The sequence below is a fragment of the Nocardioides sp. Soil796 genome, assembly GCF_001429525.1.
GTDB lineage: Bacteria > Actinomycetota > Actinomycetes > Propionibacteriales > Nocardioidaceae > Nocardioides.
This window is the reverse complement of record NZ_LMSQ01000017.1, coordinates 581,604-604,396: the sequence shown is the minus strand read 5'-3', so window position 1 is coordinate 604,396 and position 22,793 is coordinate 581,604. Positions and strand designations below refer to the sequence as shown.

The window sequence follows — 22,793 nt, the reverse complement described above, 5'->3', positions numbered from 1 at the left end:
GCCTCAGTCGATGATGATGGGGATGGTCATCTCGTCGGGGGTCAGCGAACCGTGCAGGCCGACCAGGGTGTTCTCGTAGGCGAAGTCGCGTGTGGAGACCACGGCCGCGTCGCCGCGGCAGGCCACCATCACGTCGCCGAGCCGGCCGCGCACCTGTGACTCGACGGAGCCGAACCAGCCCTTGGCGATCACCTCGTCGCGGGTCAGCACGTCGGCACGGTCGCCCAGCACGCCCTGCCACGTCGCCACGAGGTCGTCGACCGCGCCGGGCCGGCAGTAGAGGTGCCGGAACCGCGCCTCGCCTCCCATCAGGGCCAGGCCGTCACGGAGCTCGAGGTGTTCGTCGACGTCGACCCGCGCGGACATCGGGCTGTCGACCATGCCGTGGTCGGCCACCACCAGCAGGCGCACGGAGTCGGGCAGCGACTCGCGCATGTGCTCGGCCTCGGCATCGATCATGGCGAGCTGCTGGAGCCACGCGGTCGAGGCCACGCCGTGTTTGTGACCGGTCCAGTCGAGGTCGCCGTCGTACACGTAGGTCAGCGAGGGCGCCCGACCGGAGGCACCGACGACGGCCGCGATCCGCTCCCCCGCCTTGTCGGCGCCCAGGTACTCCGCGCCGCGGTGCGCGGCGCGGGTCAGGCCCGAACCGTCGAAGGCCCGCTTGTTCACCGACGCGACGTGTACGCCGGACGCGGCCAGCCGGGCGAACGCCGTCGGGTGCGGTTGCCACTCGACCGGGTCGACGTCCTGGTCCCAGAAGAGGTGGTTGAGCAGCTTGTCGGTGCCGGGGACCCGCGCGGTGAAGCCGACCAGTCCGTGCTGACCCGGCGTGAGACCGGTGCCGAGCGAGGTCAGTGAGGTGGCCGTCGTCGACGGGACGCCGGCGGTGCCCGGGGTGCCCGCGAGCTCGGCGAGGTACGGCGCCGCGTGGGCGTAGCGCTCGAGGAGCCGCTGGCCGAGCCCGTCGATCAGGAACACCACGTAGCCGGCGGCGTCGGGGAGCTCGAGGTCGCTGGGACCGTCACCGTCGAGGGGCGTGCCCAACGCGCGGGCGACCGCCGGAACCACGTCGCCCAGCGAGCGCCGGGAGTACGCGGGCTCGACGAACCCGGAGGTCACGACGCAGGCGAGGCGTGCGTCGCCGCCGACAGTTCGGCGGCGAAGGCCAGCAGGGAGGTCACCGCGTCATGTCCCTCGGCGGCGGCCGAGACGCGCAGGGAGAAGTCGTCGGAGGCGAGCAACCCGGTGTAGCCGTGATCGGCCTCGCAGTCGGGGTCGGCGCACCCGGCCGGCTCGAGGTCGATGCGCCCGACGCCGCCCCAGCCCACGGTCACCACGGCCTCGGCGGCCGGCTGCGGCCCCGACGTGGGGTTCGCGACCATGCGGGTGACCACGACGGAGCGGACCGACGACAGCGCGATGGCCTCGGTGGAGGTCGACGTGTAGGGCTGCGGGAGCAGGTCGTCACCGGCGTGCTCGTCGGTGTGGGCCAGGATCAGCCGGCTCGGGGTGAGGACGACGACCGTGATGTGGCGGCGCACCTCGTCGCGCTCGATCGTCGGCTCGTGGTGCACGTAGAAGGAGACCACCTGCTCCCCGGCGACGGCCGCGTTGACCCCGTCGGCGACCACTTCGGGGTAGTAACCGGTGCGGTCGATCGCGGCCCTCAACGCGGCGAACGTGTCGGAGGGGTCGGTCAGTCCACGGTTGCGCATGGTCTGAGTCTGTCACGGTGCCGGAGCGCACGCGCACTCGATCCGGCACCGATGTGGAAATCGGGGCAGGGGCTCGCCGGATCGGGGCTCAGTCGGGGATGGTGTCCTCGACCTGCGCGCTGAGTCGGCGTACGAACCAGTCAGAACGCAGGTCGGCCATCGGCTCCACGCGCGCCTCTGCGGAGAGCACGGTGGCGCTGCTGCGTCCGGCCAGCACCAGGGACAGGTCGATGGACCGCAGCTGCGGGAAGTCGTTCTTCAGCCGAGCCACCAGCAGGATCAGCTCCTCGATCCGGTCGACGTCGACGACCTCGCTGCCGCGGTAGCCGAACAGCATCGGAGAGCTCTTGATCTCGCGGGTCATCGCGCGGGCGTCGTGCAGGTTCAGCGGCGGGATGCGGTAGGCCTTGTCGCCCACGAGCTCGGTCAGCGGCCCGGTGATGCCGAAGGAGATGACCGGGCCGAAGAGCGGGTCCTCGACCGCGGCGATCCCGACCGGCACACCCGGCGGAGCCGCCTTCTGCACGACGAACTCGGCCGTCGACGGGTCGCTGATCACCTCGCCGAGCTCACGCCAGGCCTCACGCATCTCGGTCTCGTCGTCGATCCCGCGCCGCACGTGCGCCAGGTCGGGTCGGTTGCGCAGGTGCTCCGCGGTCGCCTTCAGCACGACCTCCCAGCCCAGGTCGACGCCGGCCGCGACCGCCTCGTCGACGGTGCCCACGGGTCGCGGCTCCCAGAGCTCGATGTTGTAGGCGGCGAGCAGGTCGCGCAGTTCGGGGAACTCGAGGTTGCGGCCCTCGGGGCTCTTCATCAGCACCGAGTTGACCAGCTTCTTGGCGGTCAGCGTCTCGACGTCGGGCACGTGGTCGTCCTCGCCCTGGGGCGTGCGCAGCCACACGGCGTACTCGACGACGTGGGCCAGGGCCCGCACCGCGGACTCGACGGCCGGGTAGGACGGCACCGATCCGCGGCCGGCGGTCGAGCCGGCGACGTCGGGCACGCGCAGCAGCTCGGGCACGCCCTCGGCGCCGAGGAAGGTCGACACCAGGGGCTTGTCGGACTGCTCGCCGACGGCGGCCAGCACGTTGGCGACCTCCTCGCCGCTGACGTTGAGCGGCGGGATGTAGACCGCCACGACCGAGTCGACGTCGGGGTCGTCGATGGCCGCGTCGAGGGCGTCCTCGAAGTCCTCCGCGGTGGCCTCGGCCCCCAGCGCCACGGACTTGCTCACCACCAGGCCGACCGAGGCCGCGGCGTCGGTGGCCAGCAGGCCGAGGGCGTCGGAGTTGCCGACCACGGCCACCCGGCGTCCGACCGGCAGCGGCTGGTGGGCCAGCAGCTGGGCGACGTCGAACATCTCCTCGAGGGTGTCGACCTGCATGATGCCGGCCTGGCGGAACATCGCGTCGACCGACTGCTGCGGCGCCGCGATCGTGCGCACGGAGTGGCCCATCGGGACGCCCTGGGTGGTGCGCCCGGACCGCACCGCCACGATCGGCTTGCGGCGCGAGACGCGACGGCAGATACGGGAGAACTTGCGCGGGTTTCCGATCGACTCCAGGTAGAGCAGCACGACCTCGGTGGAGTCGTCCTCCTCCCAGTACTGCAGGAGGTCGTTGCCCGAGACGTCGGCACGGTTTCCCGCGCTGACGAACGTCGAGAGCCCGAGGCCACGGTTGTAGACCTTCTCCAGGATCGCGGAGCCGAGCGCGCCCGACTGGCAGAAGAACCCGGCACGACCGCGCGGCGGCATCAGGCCCGACAATGAGGCGTTGAGCGAGATCTCGGGGTCGGTGTTGATCACGCCGAGGCAGTTCGGGCCGATCAGCCGCAGACCGTAGGACCGGGCCAGGCCGACCAGCTTGCGCTGCCGGCGACGGCCCTCGTCACCGGTCTCGGCGAAACCGGACGAGATCACGATCAGGCCGTGCACGCCCTTGGCGGCGCAGTCGAGGACGACGTCCTGCACGGACGTGGCGGGTACGGCGACGATCGCGACGTCCACCGGACCGGGGATCTCGGTCACCGAGGAGTACGCAGGCAGCCCCGAGACCGCCTCGGAGGTGGGGTTGACCGCGTAGACCACGCCGGTGAAGTCGCCGGTGATCAGGTTGCGGACCAGCGCCTGGCCGATGGTGGTCTGGCGGCGGCTGGCTCCGACGACCGCGACGGAACGGGCGTTGAAGAACTTCTCGATCGAGGCGGACTCGGCGCGGTGCTCGCGGTTCTCCATCACCCCGATCGCGGTGGGGCTCGGGTCGATGGGGAACTCGAGGCTCATCACGCCGTCCTCGAAGCCGCCGACCACGTGGTAGCCGGCGTCCTTGAAGGTGCTGATCATGCGCCGGTTGTCGGGGAGCACCTCGGCCACGAAGCGCTCGACCCCGAGCTCGCGACCGGCCTGCGCCAAGTGCTCGAGCAGGACCTGCGCGATGCCGCGGCCGTGGTGCTGGTCCTCGACGAGGAAGGCGACCTCGGCCTCGCCCGGCTCGATCACGTCGAAGCGGCCGACGGCGATCATCTTGTCGGCCAGCATCATGACCAAGGCGTTGCGGCGTACGTAGTCGACGTTGGTGAAGCGTGCGACGTCCTTCTCGGACAGGTTCGGCATCGGCGAGAAGAAGCGGTAGTACTTCGACTCGTCGGAGACCCGCGCGTAGAACTCCACGAGGAGCTCGGCGTCGGACGGATAGATCGGCCGGATGTGCGCCGTACTGCCGTCCAGGAGCAGGACATCGGCGGCCCAGTGCCTGGGCGGCTTCGGCGCGGCGGTTCCGGAGACGGTCACGGCTGAAATCTAGCCTGTCCGGGAAGGGTTGTAGCACGCAGGCGGCGTGGCCAGTGCGATTCCGCAAGGGCGACCGTGAAGAATGGCCGCCATGGCACGACGTACGACGCAACCACCCCTGCCCGACGACTTCGAGGAGCACATCCTCGACATCGACGTCGGCGACGAGATGCGTGCGTCGTTCCTCGAGTACGCCTACTCGGTGATCTACTCCCGCGCGCTGCCCGATGCGCGCGACGGGCTCAAGCCGGTGCAGCGCCGCATCCTCTACACGATGCACGACATGGGCCTGCGTCCCGACCGGGGCCACGTCAAGAGCGCCCGCGTCGTCGGTGAGGTGATGGGTCGCCTCCACCCGCACGGCGACTCGGCGATCTACGACGCCATGGTGCGGATGGCGCAACCGTGGTCGATGCGGGTGCCGTTCATCGACGGGCACGGCAACTTCGGCTCTCCCGACGACTCCCCCGCCGCCATGCGCTACACCGAGGCCCGCATGGCGCCGGCAGCGGTCGCGATGACCACCTCGATCGACGAGGACACCGTCGACTTCAAGCCCAACTACGACTCCCGCGAGCTCGAGCCGTCGGTGCTCCCCGCGGCGATCCCGAACCTGATCGTCAACGGCACCACGGGCATCGCGGTCGGCATGGCCACCAACATCGCGCCGCACAACCTGATCGAGGTCGTGCAGGCGCTGCGCCACCTGATCACCCACCCTGCGGCGACCGTCGACGACCTGATGCGGTTCATCCCCGGCCCCGACCTGCCCACGGGCGGCAAGATCGTCGGGCTCGACGGCATCCGCGACGCCTACGAGACCGGCCGCGGGGTGTTCAAGATGCGGGCCACCGCCCGGGTCGAGAACGTCACGGCCCGCCGCAAGGGCATCGTGGTCACCGAGCTGCCGTACGGCGTGGGCACCGAGAAGATCATCGAGCGGATCAAGACGCTCGTGCAGACCAAGAAGCTCCAGGGCATCTCCGACATCAAGGACCTCACCGACCGTCAGAAGGGCCTGCAGCTGGTCATCGAGGTGAAGAACGGCTTCCACCCCGAGGCCCTGCTCGAGCAGCTCTACCGACAGACCCCACTCGAGGACTCCTTCGGCATCAACACCGTCGCCCTCGTCGAGGGCCAGCCCCGCACGCTCGGACTCAAGGAGCTGCTCGAGGTCTTCCTCGGCCACCGCTTCGACGTCGTACGCCGCCGCACGGTCTACCGCCGCGGCAAGGCGGCCGACCGGCTGCACCTGGTCGACGGGCTGCTGATCGCGATCCTCGACATCGACGAGGTGATCCAGGTGATCCGCGGCTCCGACAACGCGGGTGCCGCGAAGGAACGCCTGATCGACATCTTCGACCTCTCCGAGATCCAGGCCGACTACATCCTCGACATGCCGCTGCGCCGGCTCACGAAGTTCAGCAAGCTCGAGCTCGAGAAGGAGCAGGAGGAGCTGCGCCGCACCATCGAGGAGCTCGACGCGATCCTGGCCGACGAGAAGCTGCTGCGGAAGGTGGTCTCCGACGAGCTGGCCGACGTCGCCAAGACCTACGGCACGCCGCGCCGCACGGTCCTCCTCGAGTCCTCCGGTGTGGCCGCCAAGGCGACCGCCACGCCCCTCGAGGTGGCCGACGACCCGTGCCTGGTCTTCCTCTCCTCCACCGGGCTGCTGGCCCGCACCAACGGCGACGACGCGCCCGGCACCGGCGGCGGACGCGCCAAGCACGACGTGATCGTCTCCGCCGTGCGCAGCACGGCCCGCGGCGACGTCGGCGTGCTCACCAACCGGGGTCGCGTCGTGCGCCTCGGGGTGCTCGAGCTGCCCACCCTGCCTCCGACCGCCAACGACCCGCACCTCAGCGGCGGGCTGCCGCTGAGCGAGTTCGTCTCGCTCGAGTCGGGCGAGCGCGTGCTCGGCCTGACCTCGCTGTCCGGTGAGGGCCTCGGCCTGGCACTGGGCACCCGCAACGGCGTGGTCAAGCGGGTCAACCCCGACGTCCCGAACAAGGACGACTGGGAGGTCATCGCGCTCAAGGACGACGACGAGGTGGTCGGCGCCCTCGAGCTGGGCGACCCCGAGGCCGAGCTCTGCTTCATCACGACCGACGGCCAGCTGCTGCACTTCGCCGCCGACCTGGTGCGCCCCCAGGGCCGATCCGGTGGCGGCGTGGCCGGCGTACGCCTGGCGATCGGCCAGCAGGCGGTGTGGTTCGGCGCGGTCACCGGCGACGCCGTCGTGGTCACCTCGTCGGGGTCCAGCACCGCGTTGCCCGGCACCGAGTCCGGCTCGGTCAAGGTGACGTCGTTCGAGGAGTACCCCGCCAAGGGACGCGGCACCGGCGGCGTGCGCTGCCACCGCTTCCTCAAGGGCGAGGACACCCTGGTCTTCGCCTGGGCCGGACCGACTCCGGCCCGCGCCGCCGCCGCCAGTGGCTCTCCGATCGACCTCCCCGAGGCGACCGGCCGCCGCGACGGCTCCGGCGTACCGGCTTCGCAGCCGATCGCGGCCGCCGCCGGCCCGGTTGCCTCCCGGTTTGACCCCGTGACCCCTGTGGAAGGCTGAGCCCATGTTGACGAAGCGACACGCCCTGACTTCGATCGTCCTCGCGGCCGCGCTCGCCCTGACCGGCTGTGCGGGCGACGACAAGGACGACCCGATCAGCAAGGGCAACAAACCCGACGAGGCACTCGCCCTGGCGAAGAAGACCCTCGACGAGACCTCCGGGGTGAAGCTCGCGCTGACCTCGAAGGGCCTGCCCGACGGCGTGTCCGGCCTCAAGGACGGCGAGGGCATCGGTGTGCACCCGGCCGGCTTCGACGGCAAGTTCACCGCCTCGCGCAGCGGCCTGACCGTGCCGGTCGACGTGGTCGCGCTCGACGGCAAGGTCTGGATGGACATCCTGGGCGCCGGGTTCTCCGAGGTCGACCCTGCCGACTACGGCGCCCCCGACCCGGCGGTGCTGATGGCCGAGGAGGGCGGCGTCTCCGACCTGCTGGTCGAGACCGGCGACCTCGAGCAGGGCGACGACGTCCGTGGCGGCGACGACAACAGCGAGGTGCTCACCGAGTACACCGGCACGCTCGAGGGCGACCAGGTCACCCGCATCATCCCGAGCGCCGAGGGCACCTTCGACGTGACCTACCAGATCAACTCGGACGGCGAGCTGCGCCAGGTCGACATCACCGGCCAGTTCTACCCCGACGTGGACTCGATGTCCTACACGATCAAGCTGACCGACTACGGCAAGTACGACGAGTCCGACGTCAAGGCTCCCTGACGCCGTGGGCGGCGACCCGCGAGAGGCCCCTGACGGCACGACGGCGCGCAGGGGCCTGCTCCTGCTCGTCTTCGCCTCCGTCGCGGTCGCGTTCGCGGCCGCCGACACGTACGTCGTGGTCCTCGCCCTGCCCGAGATGATGGGCACCGCGAAGATCCCGATCTCCGAGCTGCAGCGCGCGGCCCCGATCATCTCCGGGTTCCTGCTCGGGTACGTCGCGATGCTGCCGCTGATCGGCCGGATTGCCGACCTCCGCGGCCGGGTTCCGGTGCTGGTGATGTCGCTGGCCGTCTTCGCGGTCGGGTCCCTGATCACCGCACTGGCCTACGACCTGCCCAGCATGGTCACCGGCCGGTTCCTCCAGGGCGTCGGCGGTGGCGGGCTGGTGCCGGCCACCCTTGCCCTGGTCGCCGACATCTACCCCGCCGAGCGCCGCGGGCTTCCCCTCGGCATCGTCTCCGGCGTCCAGGAGCTCGGCAGCGTCCTCGGTCCGTTGTTCGGCGCGCTCGTCCTGGCGTTCGCACCGTGGCAGTACATCTTCGCGATCAACCTGGCCGTCGGCGTCGTGCTCGCCCTGGCCATCCGGGCGGTTGCCGGCGGGCACCATCCGGAGTCGACGCCACGACCCCGGGGGCTGCCCGACCTGATCGGGTTGCTGGCGGCCGTCGTGGCCACCGTCGCCGCGGCGATCGCGATGACCCGGCCCGGCGAGCTCCAACGCGACCTGACGTGGGGGCAGCTGTTCATCCCCTACACGGGCGACGGGCGCTGGCTGACCCCGATCGGCGTGGTCGCCATGGGTGCCGGACTCGTGCTGCTGCTGCGCTGCCTGTTCGCGCGCCGGCCACTGGTCGACGTACGCGCCTGGCTGCGCCACCTCGTCGAGGCCGACCTGGTGGGTGCCCTGCTCCTGGCCGTGGCACTCGGCGGCGTGATCCTCGCCTTCGCCACCGCCGACCCCGAGGTGCAGGTCTTCTCCGAGCAGGGCCCGTGGTACCTCCTCGGTGCGGCGCTCGCCACGGTCGCCTTCCTGATGCACCTGCGCCGTGCCGAACGCCCGCTGATCCCGCGCGGCGCGATCACCGACCGGCCCGCCTGGGGCTCGCTGCTGGTCAGCTTCTTCATCGGCTCGGCCCTGATCGCGGCACTGATCGACATCCCGATCTTCGCGCGCACCACGATCTACCGTGACTCACAACTGCTCTCCGCCCTCGTGCTGGTGCGGTTCCTGGTCGCGCTGCCCGTGGGCGCGGTGATCGGCGGCTACCTGACCCGCCGCTGGTCGGCCGGGCTGGTCACCGCGGTCGGCATGGTCGCCGCCGCTGCGGGATTCCTGCTGATGACCCGCTGGGACGAGAACGCGCTCGAGCACCCGACGGCGAACGTGGCGCTGGTGCTGGCCGGGTTCGGCTTCGGGCTGGCCCTCGCCCCGGTCAACGCGGCGCTCCTGGCCAGCACCGCCGATGCGGTGCACGGAGTTGCGTCGGCCCTGGTCGTGGTGGCCCGCATGATCGGCATGCTGGTCGGCATCTCGGCGCTGACCACGATCGGCGTCCGCTGGTTCTACCAGGCCAACCTCGACTGCCTCGACGACCACCCGGGCAAGACCGGCTACTGCGGCACCCAGGCAGCCCTCGCGCAGGAGCACACGGTCTTCTTCGGCGCCGCGGGGTGCGCACTGGCGGCCGCCGTACTCGCCCTGTGGCTGTTTCGCGGGGCCCAGACCCGCGGCATGGACACCCGTGAGCTCCTCCGCGCCGCCGGCTGACCCACGAGCCTGCAGTTCTTGATGCGCGAACCGTGGATTCTTGCGCCGCGAGCCGTGGATTCTTGATGCACCAACCGTGACCTTCGTCCCACATTTGCGACCCTGCGTACGACGACCGTGCCGGCTCCGCTAGGTTGAAAAACGTGAGCGATTTCGATGACCTGTTGACTGCCAACCGTTCCTTCGCCGATGACTTCCAGCTGGGTGGCTTCGACGGTGTCGCCCATGCCGGCGTCGCCATCGTGACCTGCATGGACTCGCGCATCGATCCGCTCAACATGCTCGGCCTCAAGGCCGGCGACGCGAAGATCTTCCGCAACCCCGGTGGCCGCATCACCGAGGCCGCCCTCGAGGCACTCGTCCTCGGCGTCCACCTGCTCAACGTCGACCGCATCCTGGTGGTCCCGCACACCCGGTGCGCGATGGCCAGCAAGAGCGAGCAGGAGCTCCGCGAGGCGATCAGCAAGTCGGCCGGCCAGGACGCCTCCTGGCAGTACTTCCACGTCGTCGAGGACCAGGTCGCCAGTCTGGCCGCGGACATCCGCGCCCTCACCGCGCACCCGCTGATCCCGGACACGGTCAAGGTCGGCGGGTTCATCTACGACGTCGACACCGGCCTGCTCGAGCAGAAGTTCTGACCGGCCGCTGTCGGTGAGCCCCGGCGTACGCCGACAGCGCCTGCACCGACGGCGCGCGTACGCCGACAGCGGACCGTCCGACATGCAGTTCAAGATCCCAGCCGCGCGTTGACGCTCAGGCATCGCCGGCGCAGGCCGAACTGCATGTTCCACGGTCCGAGGGACCGTGGGCGGAGCCGCACCTGGCGCCACGCCGCGTGACCGTGCCGCGCTCGGTCAGGCGTCGAGCGACTCCACGTCGACGTCGTAGGCGCCTTGCACGATGAACTCCTTGCGCGGTGCGACCTCGGAGCCCATCAGCAGCTCGAACACCTTGGCGGCCGCGTCGGCGTCGTCGACGGTGATCCGGCGCAGGGTGCGGTGGCGGGGGTCCATGGTCGTCTCGGCCAGCTGGTCGGCGTCCATCTCTCCGAGCCCCTTGTAACGCTGGACCGGATCCTTCCAGGGGACGTTCTTGCGCTTGAGCTCGGCGAGCTTGCGCTGCAGCTCGGCGTCGGAATAGGTGTAGACGTATTTGTCCATACCCTTCTTGGGCCGGGTGATCTCGATGCGGTGCAGCGGGGGCACGGCGGAGTAGACCCGGCCCTGCATGACCAGGTCGGGCATGTACTTGAAGAACAACGTGGCCAGCAGGGTGCGGATGTGGGCGCCGTCGGAGTCGGCGTCGGCCATGAAGATGATCTTGCCGTAGCGCGTGGCGTCGATGTCGAACGTGCGGCCCGAGCCGGCGCCCACCACCTGGATGATCGACGCGCACTCGGCGTTCTTCAGCATGTCGCCGACCGAGGCCTTCTGGACGTTGAGGATCTTGCCGCGAATCGGCAGCAGGGCCTGGAACTCCGAGTTGCGGGCCAGCTTGGCCGTGCCGAGCGCGGAGTCCCCCTCGACGATGAAGAGCTCGCTGCGGTCGACGTCGCTGGAGCGGCAGTCGGCCAGCTTGGCCGGCAGTGCCGACGACTCGAGCGCGTTCTTGCGGCGCTGGGTCTCCTTGTGCTGACGGGCCGCGATGCGCGTCTTGGAGGCACCGACGACCTTCTCCATGACCAGCTTGGCCTGCGCCTTCTCGGCCCGCTTGGTCGAGGTCAGGAAGTTCTTCAGCTCCGCGGCGACCACCTTGCGTACGACGGTGCGCGCGGCCGAGGTGCCGAGGATCTCCTTGGTCTGGCCCTCGAACTGGGGCTCGGCCAGCCGCACGGTGACCACGGCGGTCATGCCCTCGAGCACGTCGTCCTTGATCACGTCGGCGTCGTTGACCTTGAGTGCCTTGGAGGCGCGCATGACGTCGTTGAAGGTCTTGGTGATGGCCTGCTCGAAGCCACTGACGTGGGTGCCGCCCTTGGGAGTGGCGATCACGTTCACGTAGGAGCGCAGGGTCGTGTCGTAGCCCATGCCCCACCGCAGGGCCACGTCGACGCCCAGCTCACGCTCGACCTCCTGCGGGGTCATGTGACCCGCGGCGTCGAGCATCGGCACGGTCTCGGTGAAGGTGTCGCTGCCCTGGAGGCGCAACACGTCGGTCACCGGGTCGCCCTCGGCGAGGAACTCGGCGTACTCGGCGATGCCACCGTCGTGACGGAACTTCTCCTCGACCGGGTCGGGGCCGCGCTGGTCGCGGATCACCAGCTCGAGTCCGGGCACGATGAATGACGTCTGCCGGGCGCGCGTGATCAGGTCGTCGTAGACGTAGCCGGCGTCCTTGGTGAAGATCTGACGGTCGGGCCAGAACTGGATGCGGGTGCCGGTCTTGCCCTTGGCCACCCGCTTTCCCTTGCGGCTCAGGCCGGACTTCGGCTCGAACTTCGCGGTCGGCGAGTCACCGTCGAACACGCCCGGGATGCCGCGCTGGAACGAGATGCCCTGGGCGGACGGCGCCCGGTCGACGTCGATGTCCATGCGTGAGGAGAGCGCGTTCACCACCGAGAGCCCGACGCCGTGCAGGCCGCCGGTGGCGACGTACGAGCCGCCGCCGAACTTGCCGCCGGCATGGAGCTTGGTGGCCACCACCTCGACACCGGGGAGGCCGGTCTTGGGCTCCTTGTCGGTGGGGATGCCGCGGCCGTCGTCGTACACCTCGACGGAGCCGTCGGGGTGGAGGGTGACCTCGATGCGCTGGGCCACTCCGGCCAGCGCCTCGTCCACGCCGTTGTCGATGATCTCCCAGACGCAGTGCATCAGCCCGCGGGTGTCGGTGGAGCCGATGTACATGCCGGGCCGCTTGCGGACCGCCTCGAGTCCCTCCAGCACCAACAGGTGTGCTGCGTTGTACGTGTTGTCGATGACAGGTTCCTAGTCGCTCGTCCTACTCCCCCGAATCTATCCCGAGCGACTCCGCGACACGCACTGCCACGCCTGTGAGACGCCACGAGGTGTCCCAAATCGTCGGGCTGCCCGGCTTTCACCCGCCCCCGGCCTATGTTTGAGGCGTGGACCCGGTCACGAATGCGACACGATCAGGGGTTTCCGTGGCGAAGACGCAACGGGAAGTGCCCCTGTCGCGTCACACTGTCAGGGTTCGATCGTTTCACCAGAAGAAGGCAAGTCCAGTGTGTGGGAAACCACGACACCGGGTAGACGGGCACCATGGTTGGATGACTGTGTCAGGTGACACGGTGGGCCGGGAATCAATTGACTCCCTGGCTCGTTGAACCGGACAACGATAGAGAGAGAGGCCGAAGTGACTACAGCAGTTGCCCCCAGTTCCGCCGCACTGACGGCGCTTGACCGTTGCGACCGTTGCGGCGCCCAGGCCTACCTTCGCGTCGAGCTCTCCTCCGGGCTCGAGCTCCTGTTCTGTGCTCACCACGCGCGTGAGCACAGCGAGAAGCTGCGCGAAGTGGCCGTCAACGTCATCGACGAGACGCACAAGCTCGAGGACAAGCCCACGGCTTCCTCCGACTGACTTCACCAGAGACGAACGACCCTGACCGCCTGCGGTCGGGGTCGTTCGTCGTTCCGGGAGATCACATGTGGGAAGGTGACGCCGTGACGCTCGTCGACATCCTGGCCGCCCTGGCCATCGCCATCGGACTCGCCGGCATCCTCGTGCCCGTCCTGCCCGGCACCCTGCTGATCCTGGCCGCACTCCTGGCGTGGGCCGTCAGCGTCGGCGACACGACCGCGTGGGTGGTCTTCGCCGTGGCCACGGTCGTGCTCGCGGCAGGCACCATCGTGAAGTTCTCGGTTCCCGGGAAGCACATGAAGCAGGCCGGGGTGCCGAACTCCACCCTGATGGTCGGCGCCGTGGCCGGCATCGTCGGGTTCTTCGTGATCCCCGTGCTCGGCCTCGTGATCGGCTTCGTCCTCGGGGTGTACGCCGCCGAGGTACGACGCGTGGGTGAGTCCGCTGCCCGCCGTACGACCGTGACGGCGCTGAAGGCAGCCGGACTCTCGATCCTGATCGAGCTGGCCGCAGGCCTCCTCGCCGCCCTCGCCTTCGCGGTCGGCGTGATCCTCACGTGACCAGCCTGCTCGCCCTCCTCGGGGCGTTCAGCTATGGCTTGTCGGACTTCGTCGGCGGACTGACCTCACGCCGTACGTCGCCCTGGGCGGTCGCGTTCGTCGCGTCGGTGACCGGCGGCCTGTTGACCCTCGGCCTGGGCCTGGTGCTCGGCGGTGAGCCCGCCACCGTCCACTTCCTCTGGGGTGCGGTCGGCGGGATCGGCAACGGGTTCGGGACGGCCTTCCTCTATCGCGGTCTCTCGGGCGGCCGCATGGGTGTGGTCGCGCCGATCTCCGGAGTCGGAGCGGCCCTGGTCCCGGTCGTGGTCGGCCTCGCCACCGGCGAACGGCCCAACGCCCTGGTGTGGCTCGGGATCGCTGCCGCACTGCCCGGCATCTGGCTGGTGGCCCGCGAGCCGGTCGCGAAGATGGGCGTGCAGCCGGCCGAACGCAATCTGACCGCCGTGCTCGACGGAGCCCTGGCCGGGCTGGGGTTCGGCTCCCTGTTCGCCGCCCTGGCCCAGATCCCCGACGAGGCGGGCCTGCTGCCCCTCACGGTCAACCAGGTCGTGGCCTGCGCGATGGTGGCAGTGGTGGCTACCACGGTGGGCCGGCCCTGGGTGCCGCGGGAGCCCATGGCCCTCGTCGGAGCCGTCAGCGGGGTGCTCGGTGCGGCAGCGACCATCGCTTTCCTGCTGGCCACCCATCACGGCGACCTGACGGTGGCCGCCATCCTCGCCTCGCTCTACCCGGCGTTCACCATCCTGCTCGCGGCCACCGTGCTGCGCGAGCACATCCACCGGAGCCAGGGCGTCGGCCTCGCACTGTGCGTGGTGGCCGTCGCCCTGGTCGCCGGCGCGTCCTGATCCGAGTGGACGGGTCTGGCGTCAGCCGCGGGCCAACCAGGTGGTGTAGCGCCGCTGGCCGGTCATCCAGTCGCGGATCACGTGGGACCCGTCGTAGTAGTCGACCATGCGCATTCCCACCCGCACCAACGCCGGCGAACCGATGCACGAACGGGCCACACTGAAGCGGGCCACGTCGGTGCGGTAGTTGAGGGCGAGCGTGTGGTCACAGGACAGCGGGTCGCCGAACGGCTTCCAGTCGCGCATGCGCAGCAGCTGGTAGTCGGTGCCCTCCTGCAGACCGGTGAACAGCGCGTACTCCGGTCCGGTGCGGGCCGGTCTGGTGTCGATGTAGATCGCGGCGCTCGACGAACCCCCGGTGCTGCGGCGCCGCAGGTCGGCGAACGTCGTGGTCACCGCCAGCCGGGCGTACCCGTGGTTCGCGGTCACCCGGTAGATGTCGGAGAGGGACGCAGTGGCGTCGGCCCCGTCGCGCACGGTGGTCGAATCCGCGTGCGCGGCCGCCGGGGCGAGTGCGACGGCGGCGAGTGCGGCTGATGCGACCAGCCCGGCGATGCGGTGAGTGGACCTCGTCATGATGTGCTCCTTCTGTCGTGGTGCGAACTCCTCGGAGGGTGAGGAGGTCCTGTCACACCCTCAGATGCACGTCGCGGCGAAATGGTTGTCGGTCCGGGAAGGTGATTCAGCCCTCGGCCAGCTTCTTGATGCGGGTCAGTCGGGCATCCCATGTCTGTCCGATGCGTTCGAGCTCGCGGGCCACGTCGCTCAGCCGACCGCCCAGCGCGCGATGCACCAGCTCACGGCCCTGTTGCTCGGACTCGACCAGCCCGGCAGCCCGGAGCACGTCGAGGTGCTTGACGATGGCCTGGCGCGAGATCGGGAACTCCCTGGCCAGTGCGGACGCCGACGCGGGCGCCTCACCCAGCCGTGCCAGCAGCGCCCAGCGGGTGTCGTCACCGAGGGCCGCGAACACCGGCGCCAGCGCCTGGCTCACGCGCTCGCCCCGGTCACGTGGCGCCGCGCCAGGTCGAGCTCGGCCTCCCACCCGGAGGTGTTCTCCTCGACGTGCTTGACCACGTCGGCGCGGGCCTTGCCGAGACCCGCGAACCCGGACTCGACCACCGTGAGCGTGATGCCTCCCCCGGCACGGTCCGCGACGGTGAACTCCACGCGCGTGCCCGCCGAGGCGTCACCATCGAGCCACGTGACGACAAGGTGACGGGGCGGCTCGGAGGCCAAGGTGAGCAGCCGGAACTCGCCGTACTTCGGGTGCACCACGACGTCGGCGTCGCCCTCGCGCCGTACGTCGGGCTCAGGGTCGATCTCGCCTTCATTGATCCACCACCCCGGCTGCTCGAGAAGGGTCCACACCTTCTCGGCGGTGGCATCGATGTCGATGCTGCGCTCGATCCGGTCGAGCTCCTGGTCGGTCTGGGTCATGACTGTCTCCTTCGGGTCATTGGCTGGAATGTGCAACTCGATCATTGCACTTCATCTGGATATGTGCAACCAGCGACTTGCACTTGCCATGGCCGGAAATGGCGACAGCCCCCGTCGTACGACGGGGGCTGTGCGCGCTGATCGTTCAGTCGAGGTAGTCGCGCAGCACCTGGGACCGGCTCGGGTGACGCAGCTTCGACATGGTCTTGGACTCGATCTGGCGGATCCGCTCGCGGGTCACGCCGTAGACCTTGCCGATCTCGTCGAGGGTCTTCGGCTGGCCGTCGGTGAGGCCGAAGCGCATGCTGACCACGCCCGCCTCACGCTCGGAGAGGGTGTCGAGCACGGCGTGGAGCTGCTCCTGGAGCAGCGTGAAGCTGACCGCGTCGGCCGGCACGATCGCCTCGGAGTCCTCGATGAGGTCACCGAACTCGGAGTCACCGTCCTCACCCAGGGGCGTGTGCAGCGAGATCGGCTCGCGGCCGTACTTCTGGACCTCGATGACCTTCTCGGGGGTCATGTCGAGTTCCTTGGCCAGCTCCTCGGGCGTGGGCTCGCGCCCCAGGTCCTGGAGCATCTGGCGCTGCACGCGGGCCAGCTTGTTGATGACCTCGACCATGTGCACGGGGATGCGGATGGTGCGGGCCTGGTCGGCCATGGCGCGGGTGATCGCCTGGCGGATCCACCAGGTGGCGTACGTCGAGAACTTGTAGCCCTTGGTGTAGTCGAACTTCTCGACCGCACGGATCAGACCGAGGTTGCCCTCCTGGATCAGGTCGAGGAAGAGCATGCCGCGACCGGTGTAGCGCTTGGCCAGCGAGACGACGAGGCGGAGGTTGGCCTCGAGGAGGTGGTTCTTGGCGCGGCGACCGTCGTCGGAGATCCACTCGAGCTCCTCGAGGATCTTCGGCGTGATCTTGCCGCCCTTGGCCATCTTCTCCTCGGAGAACAGGCCGGCCTCGATGCGCTTGGCGAGCTCGACCTCCATCTCGGCGTTGAGCAGCGGGACCTTGCCGATCTGCTTGAGGTAGTCCTTGACCGGGTCGGCGGTGGCGCCGGCCACCATGACCTGCTGGGCAGGCTCGTCGGTGTCATCGGCGGCCGAGACCACGAACGAGGACGTGGCCGTGGCCTCTTCCTCGTCCTCCTTGATGGTCGGGTCGACCTTGACGTCCTTCTCGAACTGCTCGTCGGGGATGTCGGGGAGGATCTTCTTGCCGTCGGGGCCGACCACAGCCTTGGCCGGCAGCTCGACCTCGACCACCGCAGCGTCGTCCTTCTTGGCCGCAGCCTTCTTGGCGGGGGCCTTCTTGGCAGCGGTCTTGGCGGCCGGCGCCTCGGCCGCAGCCTTCTTCGCCGGAGCCGGCTTGGCAGCAGTCTTGGAGGTGGTGGTGCTCTTGCGGGGCGCACTGGCCGCCACGGCCTTCGCGTGGTCGTCGGCGTTGAGCGCGACGGTGATGCCCTGGCTGCCCAGGTGAACCATCAGCGCGCGCAGGTGACGAGGCTCGATCGCGGCTGCCTCACTGGCTCGTCGGACCGCCTCCGGACTGAGGGTTCCAGTGGGGGCTGCCTGCTCCAGCAGGCCGACGATCTCGGGGTGAGCCAAAACCTCAGCGGGGAGCAACTTGCGCGAGCTCGAAGACACGAACACCTCTCGAAAACAGCAATTGGGGCGCGGCAAAGCCCGGTAACGTCAAGAGCCGCTCTCGTATTCTGCCACGGCGACCCAGCAAACCAAGCCTCGACCCCCGCATCGGGCACCCGGGAATCGTTTCACTGGACCTTCGCCTGCGCCTTCTTCTGCTTCTTGTAGTCGCGGACTTCCTGCAGGCTCTGCGGGTCGACCACGTCGGCGACCGAGCGTCGCCCGGGCAGGGCGTAGTCGCCCGCGGCCGCCTCCCACCCGTCCGGTCGTACGTCGAGCTGCTTGGCCAGCAACGCGACGAGGATCTGGGCCTTCTGCTTGCCGAACCCCGGGAGCTCCTGGATCCGCTTGAACAGGTCCGAGCCGTCGGCGGCTTCCTCCCAGAGCCGTTCCGTGCGGCCGTCGTACTTCTCGACGACCAGCGCGGCAAGCGCCTGGATGCGGGTGGCCATGGAGCCCGGGAACCGGTGCACCGCCGGCGTGGTGGCGCACATGTCAGCGAACTCCTGCGGGTCGGCCTCGGCGATGCGGACGACGTCGAGACTGCCGAACCGGTCGAGCACCTTGGCCGGGCCCATGAAGGCGTGCTCCATCGGGTACTGCTGGTCGAGGAGCATGCCGCACACGAGTGCGAACGGGTCGTCGGTCAGGACCTTGTCGGCCGCCGGATCACCGGTGATGTGGATCGCCATGTGCCCATCTTGCCACCGCCCGGTTGTGGAGGACGGTGTCGGTGGAGCCCGTCGATGCGGCAGGGTGGGCACATGGCCGACACCGAGACCCGCGCCGACCTGCGCCTGACGGTGCACCAGTTCCGTCGGTCGAACCGGCGTCGGGTCTTCCCACCGGTGCTGCACGTCGGCGCCCTCACCGGTCCCGCGGTGCACTGGCCACTGGAGGACGACTCCCCCGCCCCCGACGCCGGACTCCGGGCCGAGATCGCGTCGGCGCTGCTGAGCCGGGCCCTCCTCGACCATGACCGGCCCGCGTGGTGGCTCACCCGTGTGGGGGTTCCCGAGCCGCATGACCTCGACCTGGCGTGGGCACCGGTGCTCGACCGAGTCAGTGCCGAGGCCGGCATCGAGCCGCGTTGCATCGTCGTGGTCACCAAGGCCGGGTGGTTCGAACCGCTCGGCGACGACCGGGCAACGTGGACCCGCCTGCGGGTGCGCGGCGCCGTCTGAGGCGACGCCGACGGGCTCACGCCTCCCAGGTGTGCACGGGCTCGTTGCTGTGCATCAGCTCGCGGTAGTCGACCAGCGTGTGACGCAGGGCGTCGGCCCGGTCCATCGACGCGCCGTGGCGGGCACAGCGCTGCGCGAACCACTCCGAGCCGTTGGTGCCGATCAGGCAGCGCTGCTCGATGATGCCGAGCAGCCGGTCGGACTCCTCGGTCGAGGCACCCCAGTCGGCCAGTCCCTCGCGGGCCAGCGGCAGGAGCCGGCGCAGCACCAGCTCGGACGCCGACACCTGCCCGACCCCCGGCCAGTAGACCTGCGCCTCGATGCCCTGGCGGGCGGCCGCGTGGAAGTTCTCCTCCGCCGCGCTGAAGGACATCTGCGACCACAGCGGACGCTCGGCGTGGGCCAGGCTGCGCACCAGCCCGAAGTAGAAGGCGACATTGGCCATCGTGTCCACCACAGTGGGGCCCGCGGCGAGCACCCGGTTCTCGACCCGCAGGTGGGGCACTCCCCCGGCGATGTCGTAGACCGGCCGGTTCCAGCGGTAGATCGTGCCGTTGTGCAACCGCAGCTCGGCCAGCTCGGGGACGCCGCCGGCCTCGAGGACGGCCAGCGGGTCCTCGTCCTCGGTGACGGGCAGGAGTGCCGGGAAGTAGCGGACGTTCTCCTCGAAGAGGTCGAAGACCGAGGTGACCCAGCGCTCGCCGAACCACACCCGGGGCCGCACGCCCTGCGCCTTCAGCTCCTCGCTGCGCGTGTCGGTGGCCTGCTCGAACAACGGGATCCGGGTCTCACGCCACAGCTCCTTGCCGAGGAGGTACGGCGAGTTGGCGCCGACCGCGAGCTGCATCGCCGCGATTGCCTGCGACGCGTTCCAGTAGGCCGCGAACTCGTCGGGCGTGGTCTGCACGTGCACCTGGGTGCTGGTGCAGGCCGCCTCGGGGACGATCGAGTCGGCGGTGGCCTTGAGGCGCTCGACTCCGTTGATGTCGATCACGATGTCCTCGCCGCGGGCGGCGAGGATCTGGTCGCTGAGCAGCTGGTAGCGCGGGTTGCTGCTCAACGACGAGGGGCTCATGTGGCCCTCGGAGAGGGTCGGCAGGATTCCGATCATCACCATGTGGGCGCCCACCGCCGCCGCCTTCGACTCGGCGTCGTTGAGGCTGACCCGCAGGTTCTGCTCGTACGCCGTGAGGCCACCGTCGCGCAGGTGGCGTGGCGGCACGTTGATCTCGACGTTGAACTGGCCCAGCTCGGTCTGGAAGTCGGCGTCGGCGATCTGTGCCAGCACCTCGGCGTTCTTCAGCGCCGGGTCACCGGACTCGTCGACGAGGTTCAGCTCGATCTCGAGCCCGGTCATCGGGTCGTCGGTGTCGAACCGCGCCTCGCGCAGCATCCGCGCGAACACGTCGAGGCACTGCCGCACCTTCTCGCGGTGGCGCGTGCGATCGGCCCGGGAGAACTCCTGTGCCACCACTTCTTCGCCCATTCAGGCAGCGTAATGGGTTTGGCCGACGTCGTGTGGTGGTTGGCGGGCCGGTTTGAGCCGGCAGTCGCCCAAGGGGTCAGGCGCCGTCCAGGAGGGCGGGCAGCGCGTTGACCGGCTCCCAGGCGGCCGGCGGAAGGGCCTGCTCGAGTGCCTGTCCGAGCAACCGCACCATGCCGTAGTCGGGGTCGATCAGGGCAGCACGGTCGAGGGCGCACCAGGCCAGCGCGCCACTGCCGGTCAGCCACGCCGCGAAGGCCAGCAGGGCGGCGGGCACGAGCTGGAGGTCGTCGCGGGTGCGGCGCACCAGGTCGCGCCACAGGTCGACGTGTGCGGCGGCCGTCTCGCGGGACATCAGACCCCACGCCACGTCGCGCAGGTCGCGGTCCTGGCAGGCCACCACGAGTCGGCCGGCCTCCGCGGCGGTCAGGGGCGTCTCGTCCTCGATGTGGGTGACCACCACCTGCTGCACCCATCGGGCCTCGGCCACCGGGTCGAACCTGCCGCGCCGGACTGCGGCCTCGAGGATCGCGGACTCCACGGCCTCGATGGCCACCAGGTCGGTGCCGACCAGTGAGTCGACCAGGTCGTCACGCGAGTCGTGGGTGACCCGCCCGTCGAGCACGGCCTGCGCCGCGAAGGGATGGCTCCTCTCGTCGTAGACGATGCCGTCGGCCAGGTCGTCGGCGCCGCCCAGCATGGGGTACCAGCGGTTCCCGGAGACGCGCAGCATCTCGACGACGTCGACCCCCTCGGCCACCAGGGCGGCACCGAGTGCGTGCAACGCCTCGGCACTCGGGCCCGGATCGTCGCCGTAGGCGATCAGCACCGCGCGGGGCACCCGGTGCCGCCGCACCGGGTCGAGCAGGCAGGCCACCATGTCGGCCAGGTCGTCGGGCGCGTCGGGCAGGTCGACCCGGGCGTGGAACGTCGGCTGGTCTGCGCCGAAGGTGAGCATCACCATCGACTGCTCGGGCCGGAAGCCCAGCACGTAGGGCACCAACGCGAGGAGGTCCTCGGGGGTGCGGGCGGTCAGGGTCGTCGGGGCTGTGGTGGGTGGTTTCATGCGGTCAAGGCTGCGCCGCTCCGGGGACGCTGTCCGGCCCCCGAGGATGCCCCTGTGGAATACGCCGACACCAAATTCCACGTGCACGGTTAGCGGCGCACCGGCGGTAGGTTTCCGGTCATGGAGTGGGAGGCATGAGGGCGCAGGCATCGGTGCTGCACATCGACCTCGACGCGTTCTTCGCCTCCGTGGAGCAGCGTGACAAGCCGTCCCTGCGCGGCAAGCCCGTCGTGGTGGGAGGCACCGGCGGGCGAGGTGTGGTCGCCGCCGCGTCCTACGAGGCCCGGGCCTTCGGCGTGAGGTCGGCCATGTCGACCCGCGAGGCCCGGGCGAAGTGCCCGCACGCGGCGTACCTCTCCGGCCGGTTCCACGCCTACCGCGAGACCTCCGCGCGCATCATGGCGGTGCTGCGCGAGGCCTCTCCCCTGGTCGAGCCCCTCTCCATCGACGAGGCGTTCGTCGATCTCGCCGCCAGCGACCTCACGACGTACGACGTCGAGGCGGTGACCGCGTTCGGCGAGGAGCTCCGCGAGCGGGTGCGTGAGGCCTCGGGCGGCCTGACCGCGAGCGTCGGCATCGGCTCGTCGAAGTTCATCGCCAAGGTGGCCAGCGACCTCGACAAGCCCGACGGGCTCTTCGTGGTGCCGCCCGGCACCGAGCAGGAGCTGCTGCGGCCGATGAACGTGAGCGTGATCCCCGGGGTGGGCCCGGCCACCGCCGAGCGGCTGCGACGTGCGGGCGTGCACACGGTCGCGGAGCTGGAGAGGATCAACGAGGACGAGCTGGTGCGGTTGGTCGGCAAGGCCCACGGGGTCGGCCTGTGGCGGCTCGCCCGGGCCATGGACGACCGGGCCGTGGAACCGGTGCGCGAGACCAAGTCGGTCAGTGTCGAAGGCACCTACGAGGACGACCTGACCGATCGACGGCTGATGGACGGCCTGCTCACCCGCCAGGCCGCCAACGTGGCCGACCGACTGCGCAAGGAAGGCATGTCGGGACGCACCGTCACCATCAAGGTGCGCCTGCACGACTTCACGACGCTGAGCCGCTCGAACACCCTCGCCTCCCCCACCGACAGCGCCCAGGTCATCGGCCGGGTGGCACGCTCGCTCCTGGTCGACCTCGACGTCTCGGGCGGGGTCCGCCTGCTCGGTGTCGGTGTCTCCGGCCTGGCCGACTGGGTGCAGGACGACCTCTTCGGTCCCGAACCCGAGGACGTGGAGCCCGAGCCGGCGCCCGACGTACCGACCGCCCGGCAACGCGCCTGGGCGCCCGGCAGCGACGTCACGCACGACGAGTTCGGGGCCGGCTGGGTGTGGGGCTCGGGCAAGGGCGTGGTGACGGTGCGCTTCGAGACCGCGGAGACCGGTCCCGGTCCGGTGCGCAGCTTCAAGGTGGACGACCCGGCGCTGGCGCGGTTCGTCCCCGATCCCGAGTGAGTGCCTGCACGAGATGTTCCGCGGGATGCCGGATCA

Annotated in this window: 20 protein-coding genes; 9 read left to right on the top strand and 11 right to left on the bottom strand. The window is 70.0% G+C overall.

Features of this window, described 5'->3' with window-relative positions:
- Positions 1 to 3: 3 nt before the first annotated feature.
- The 3 genes from ASH02_RS09890 to ASH02_RS09880 form a co-directional block, all read right to left on the bottom strand.
- On the bottom strand, positions 4 to 1,122 hold the full coding sequence (locus ASH02_RS09890; protein ID WP_057294647.1) for an alkaline phosphatase family protein: 1,119 nt from the start codon (positions 1,120 to 1,122) through the stop codon (positions 4 to 6).
- A complete protein-coding gene (locus tag ASH02_RS09885; protein WP_056677051.1) occupies positions 1,119 to 1,718 on the bottom strand; it encodes a DUF5998 family protein in 600 nt (199 codons plus the stop codon). The genes ASH02_RS09890 and ASH02_RS09885 overlap by 4 nt, the downstream gene beginning before the upstream one ends.
- An 88-nt stretch (positions 1,719 to 1,806) precedes the next feature.
- Positions 1,807 to 4,509, bottom strand: coding sequence for a bifunctional acetate--CoA ligase family protein/GNAT family N-acetyltransferase (locus tag ASH02_RS09880; RefSeq protein ID WP_056677050.1), 2,703 nt, complete (start codon positions 4,507 to 4,509; stop codon positions 1,807 to 1,809).
- A gap of 91 nt (positions 4,510 to 4,600) precedes the next feature.
- Here ASH02_RS09880 and ASH02_RS09875 point away from each other — a divergent pair, with 91 nt between their 5' ends.
- The 4 genes from ASH02_RS09875 (at position 4,601) to ASH02_RS09860 (ending at position 10,196) form a co-directional block, all read left to right on the top strand.
- Entirely contained in the window at positions 4,601 to 7,075 is a 2,475-nt protein-coding gene (locus tag ASH02_RS09875) for a DNA gyrase/topoisomerase IV subunit A (protein WP_057294790.1), read from the top strand.
- 4 nt (positions 7,076 to 7,079) lie between these two features.
- Positions 7,080 to 7,790, top strand: coding sequence for an LppX_LprAFG lipoprotein (locus ASH02_RS09870; RefSeq protein WP_056677047.1), 711 nt, complete (start codon positions 7,080 to 7,082; stop codon positions 7,788 to 7,790).
- 4 nt (positions 7,791 to 7,794) lie between these two features.
- Complete coding sequence (locus ASH02_RS09865; protein WP_235532491.1) at positions 7,795 to 9,558, top strand: MFS transporter; 1,764 nt, start codon at positions 7,795 to 7,797, stop codon at positions 9,556 to 9,558.
- Between the two features lie 143 nt (positions 9,559 to 9,701).
- On the top strand, positions 9,702 to 10,196 hold the full coding sequence (locus tag ASH02_RS09860; protein ID WP_056677044.1) for a beta-class carbonic anhydrase: 495 nt from the start codon (positions 9,702 to 9,704) through the stop codon (positions 10,194 to 10,196).
- A 216-nt stretch (positions 10,197 to 10,412) separates the two neighbouring features.
- On the opposite strand, the gene ASH02_RS09855 is transcribed toward ASH02_RS09860, so the two are convergent.
- Positions 10,413 to 12,440, bottom strand: coding sequence for a DNA gyrase/topoisomerase IV subunit B (locus ASH02_RS09855; protein WP_414858572.1), 2,028 nt, complete (start codon positions 12,438 to 12,440; stop codon positions 10,413 to 10,415).
- A 430-nt stretch (positions 12,441 to 12,870) separates the two neighbouring features.
- On the opposite strand from ASH02_RS09855, the gene ASH02_RS09850 reads away from it, so the two are divergent.
- From ASH02_RS09850 to ASH02_RS09840, 3 genes are all read left to right on the top strand, one after another.
- Positions 12,871 to 13,095: a DUF7455 domain-containing protein gene (locus ASH02_RS09850; RefSeq protein WP_056677040.1), complete on the top strand. Its 225-nt coding sequence runs from the start codon at positions 12,871 to 12,873 to the stop codon at positions 13,093 to 13,095.
- Positions 13,096 to 13,178: 83 nt separating this feature from the next.
- Entirely contained in the window at positions 13,179 to 13,655 is a 477-nt protein-coding gene (locus ASH02_RS09845; RefSeq protein ID WP_200951066.1) for a DUF456 domain-containing protein, read from the top strand.
- Positions 13,652 to 14,500, top strand: a complete 849-nt coding sequence (locus ASH02_RS09840) for an EamA family transporter (RefSeq protein ID WP_056677035.1) — start codon at positions 13,652 to 13,654, stop codon at positions 14,498 to 14,500. The genes ASH02_RS09845 and ASH02_RS09840 overlap by 4 nt, the downstream gene beginning before the upstream one ends.
- A gap of 21 nt (positions 14,501 to 14,521) precedes the next feature.
- Here ASH02_RS09840 and ASH02_RS09835 read toward each other — a convergent pair whose 3' ends face one another.
- The 5 genes from ASH02_RS09835 to ASH02_RS09815 all read right to left on the bottom strand — a co-directional run bounded on the left by ASH02_RS09835 (position 14,522) and on the right by ASH02_RS09815 (position 18,277).
- Positions 14,522 to 15,076, bottom strand: coding sequence for a hypothetical protein (locus ASH02_RS09835; protein WP_056677033.1), 555 nt, complete (start codon positions 15,074 to 15,076; stop codon positions 14,522 to 14,524).
- 106 nt (positions 15,077 to 15,182) lie between these two features.
- Positions 15,183 to 15,494 (bottom strand): ArsR/SmtB family transcription factor, encoded by a 312-nt coding sequence (locus tag ASH02_RS09830; protein WP_056677030.1) that lies wholly within the window; start codon positions 15,492 to 15,494, stop codon positions 15,183 to 15,185.
- Positions 15,491 to 15,940, bottom strand: a complete 450-nt coding sequence (locus ASH02_RS09825; RefSeq protein WP_162250912.1) for an SRPBCC domain-containing protein — start codon at positions 15,938 to 15,940, stop codon at positions 15,491 to 15,493. Before ASH02_RS09825 ends, ASH02_RS09830 begins: the two co-directional genes overlap by 4 nt.
- A gap of 145 nt (positions 15,941 to 16,085) precedes the next feature.
- Positions 16,086 to 17,423, bottom strand: coding sequence for an RNA polymerase sigma factor (locus ASH02_RS09820; RefSeq protein ID WP_442938227.1), 1,338 nt, complete (start codon positions 17,421 to 17,423; stop codon positions 16,086 to 16,088).
- 290 nt (positions 17,424 to 17,713) lie between these two features.
- Positions 17,714 to 18,277 (bottom strand): HhH-GPD-type base excision DNA repair protein, encoded by a 564-nt coding sequence (locus ASH02_RS09815; RefSeq protein WP_056677025.1) that lies wholly within the window; start codon positions 18,275 to 18,277, stop codon positions 17,714 to 17,716.
- Between the two features lie 72 nt (positions 18,278 to 18,349).
- Between ASH02_RS09815 and ASH02_RS09810 the strand changes: the two genes are divergently transcribed.
- Positions 18,350 to 18,769, top strand: coding sequence for a hypothetical protein (locus ASH02_RS09810; protein ID WP_056677022.1), 420 nt, complete (start codon positions 18,350 to 18,352; stop codon positions 18,767 to 18,769).
- Between the two features lie 16 nt (positions 18,770 to 18,785).
- Here the strand turns inward: ASH02_RS09810 and ASH02_RS09805 are convergent, their stop codons facing one another.
- Both ASH02_RS09805 and ASH02_RS09800 read right to left on the bottom strand, forming a co-directional pair.
- A complete protein-coding gene (locus ASH02_RS09805; protein WP_056677019.1) occupies positions 18,786 to 20,255 on the bottom strand; it encodes a glutamate-cysteine ligase family protein in 1,470 nt (489 codons plus the stop codon).
- A 76-nt stretch (positions 20,256 to 20,331) separates the two neighbouring features.
- Positions 20,332 to 21,318, bottom strand: coding sequence for a DUF4192 domain-containing protein (locus ASH02_RS09800; RefSeq protein WP_056677016.1), 987 nt, complete (start codon positions 21,316 to 21,318; stop codon positions 20,332 to 20,334).
- Positions 21,319 to 21,452: 134 nt separating this feature from the next.
- Between ASH02_RS09800 and ASH02_RS09795 the strand changes: the two genes are divergently transcribed.
- Entirely contained in the window at positions 21,453 to 22,757 is a 1,305-nt protein-coding gene (locus ASH02_RS09795; RefSeq protein ID WP_056677013.1) for a DNA polymerase IV, read from the top strand.
- Positions 22,758 to 22,793: the final 36 nt, after the last annotated feature.

Coding starts and splice junctions, on each gene's coding strand:
- ASH02_RS09885 (WP_056677051.1), bottom strand. CDS start 1,718: ATGCGCAACCGTGGACTGACCGACCCCTCCGACACGTTCGCCGCGTTG.
- ASH02_RS09875 (WP_057294790.1), top strand. CDS start 4,601: ATGGCACGACGTACGACGCAACCACCCCTGCCCGACGACTTCGAGGAG.
- ASH02_RS09870 (WP_056677047.1), top strand. CDS start 7,080: ATGTTGACGAAGCGACACGCCCTGACTTCGATCGTCCTCGCGGCCGCG.
- ASH02_RS09835 (WP_056677033.1), bottom strand. CDS start 15,076: ATGACGAGGTCCACTCACCGCATCGCCGGGCTGGTCGCATCAGCCGCA.
- ASH02_RS09825 (WP_162250912.1), bottom strand. CDS start 15,940: ATGACCCAGACCGACCAGGAGCTCGACCGGATCGAGCGCAGCATCGAC.
- ASH02_RS09820 (WP_442938227.1), bottom strand. CDS start 17,423: ATGGTTCACCTGGGCAGCCAGGGCATCACCGTCGCGCTCAACGCCGAC.
- ASH02_RS09815 (WP_056677025.1), bottom strand. CDS start 18,277: ATGGCGATCCACATCACCGGTGATCCGGCGGCCGACAAGGTCCTGACC.
- ASH02_RS09810 (WP_056677022.1), top strand. CDS start 18,350: ATGGCCGACACCGAGACCCGCGCCGACCTGCGCCTGACGGTGCACCAG.
- ASH02_RS09805 (WP_056677019.1), bottom strand. CDS start 20,255: ATGGGCGAAGAAGTGGTGGCACAGGAGTTCTCCCGGGCCGATCGCACG.
- ASH02_RS09800 (WP_056677016.1), bottom strand. CDS start 21,318: ATGAAACCACCCACCACAGCCCCGACGACCCTGACCGCCCGCACCCCC.
- ASH02_RS09795 (WP_056677013.1), top strand. CDS start 21,453: ATGAGGGCGCAGGCATCGGTGCTGCACATCGACCTCGACGCGTTCTTC.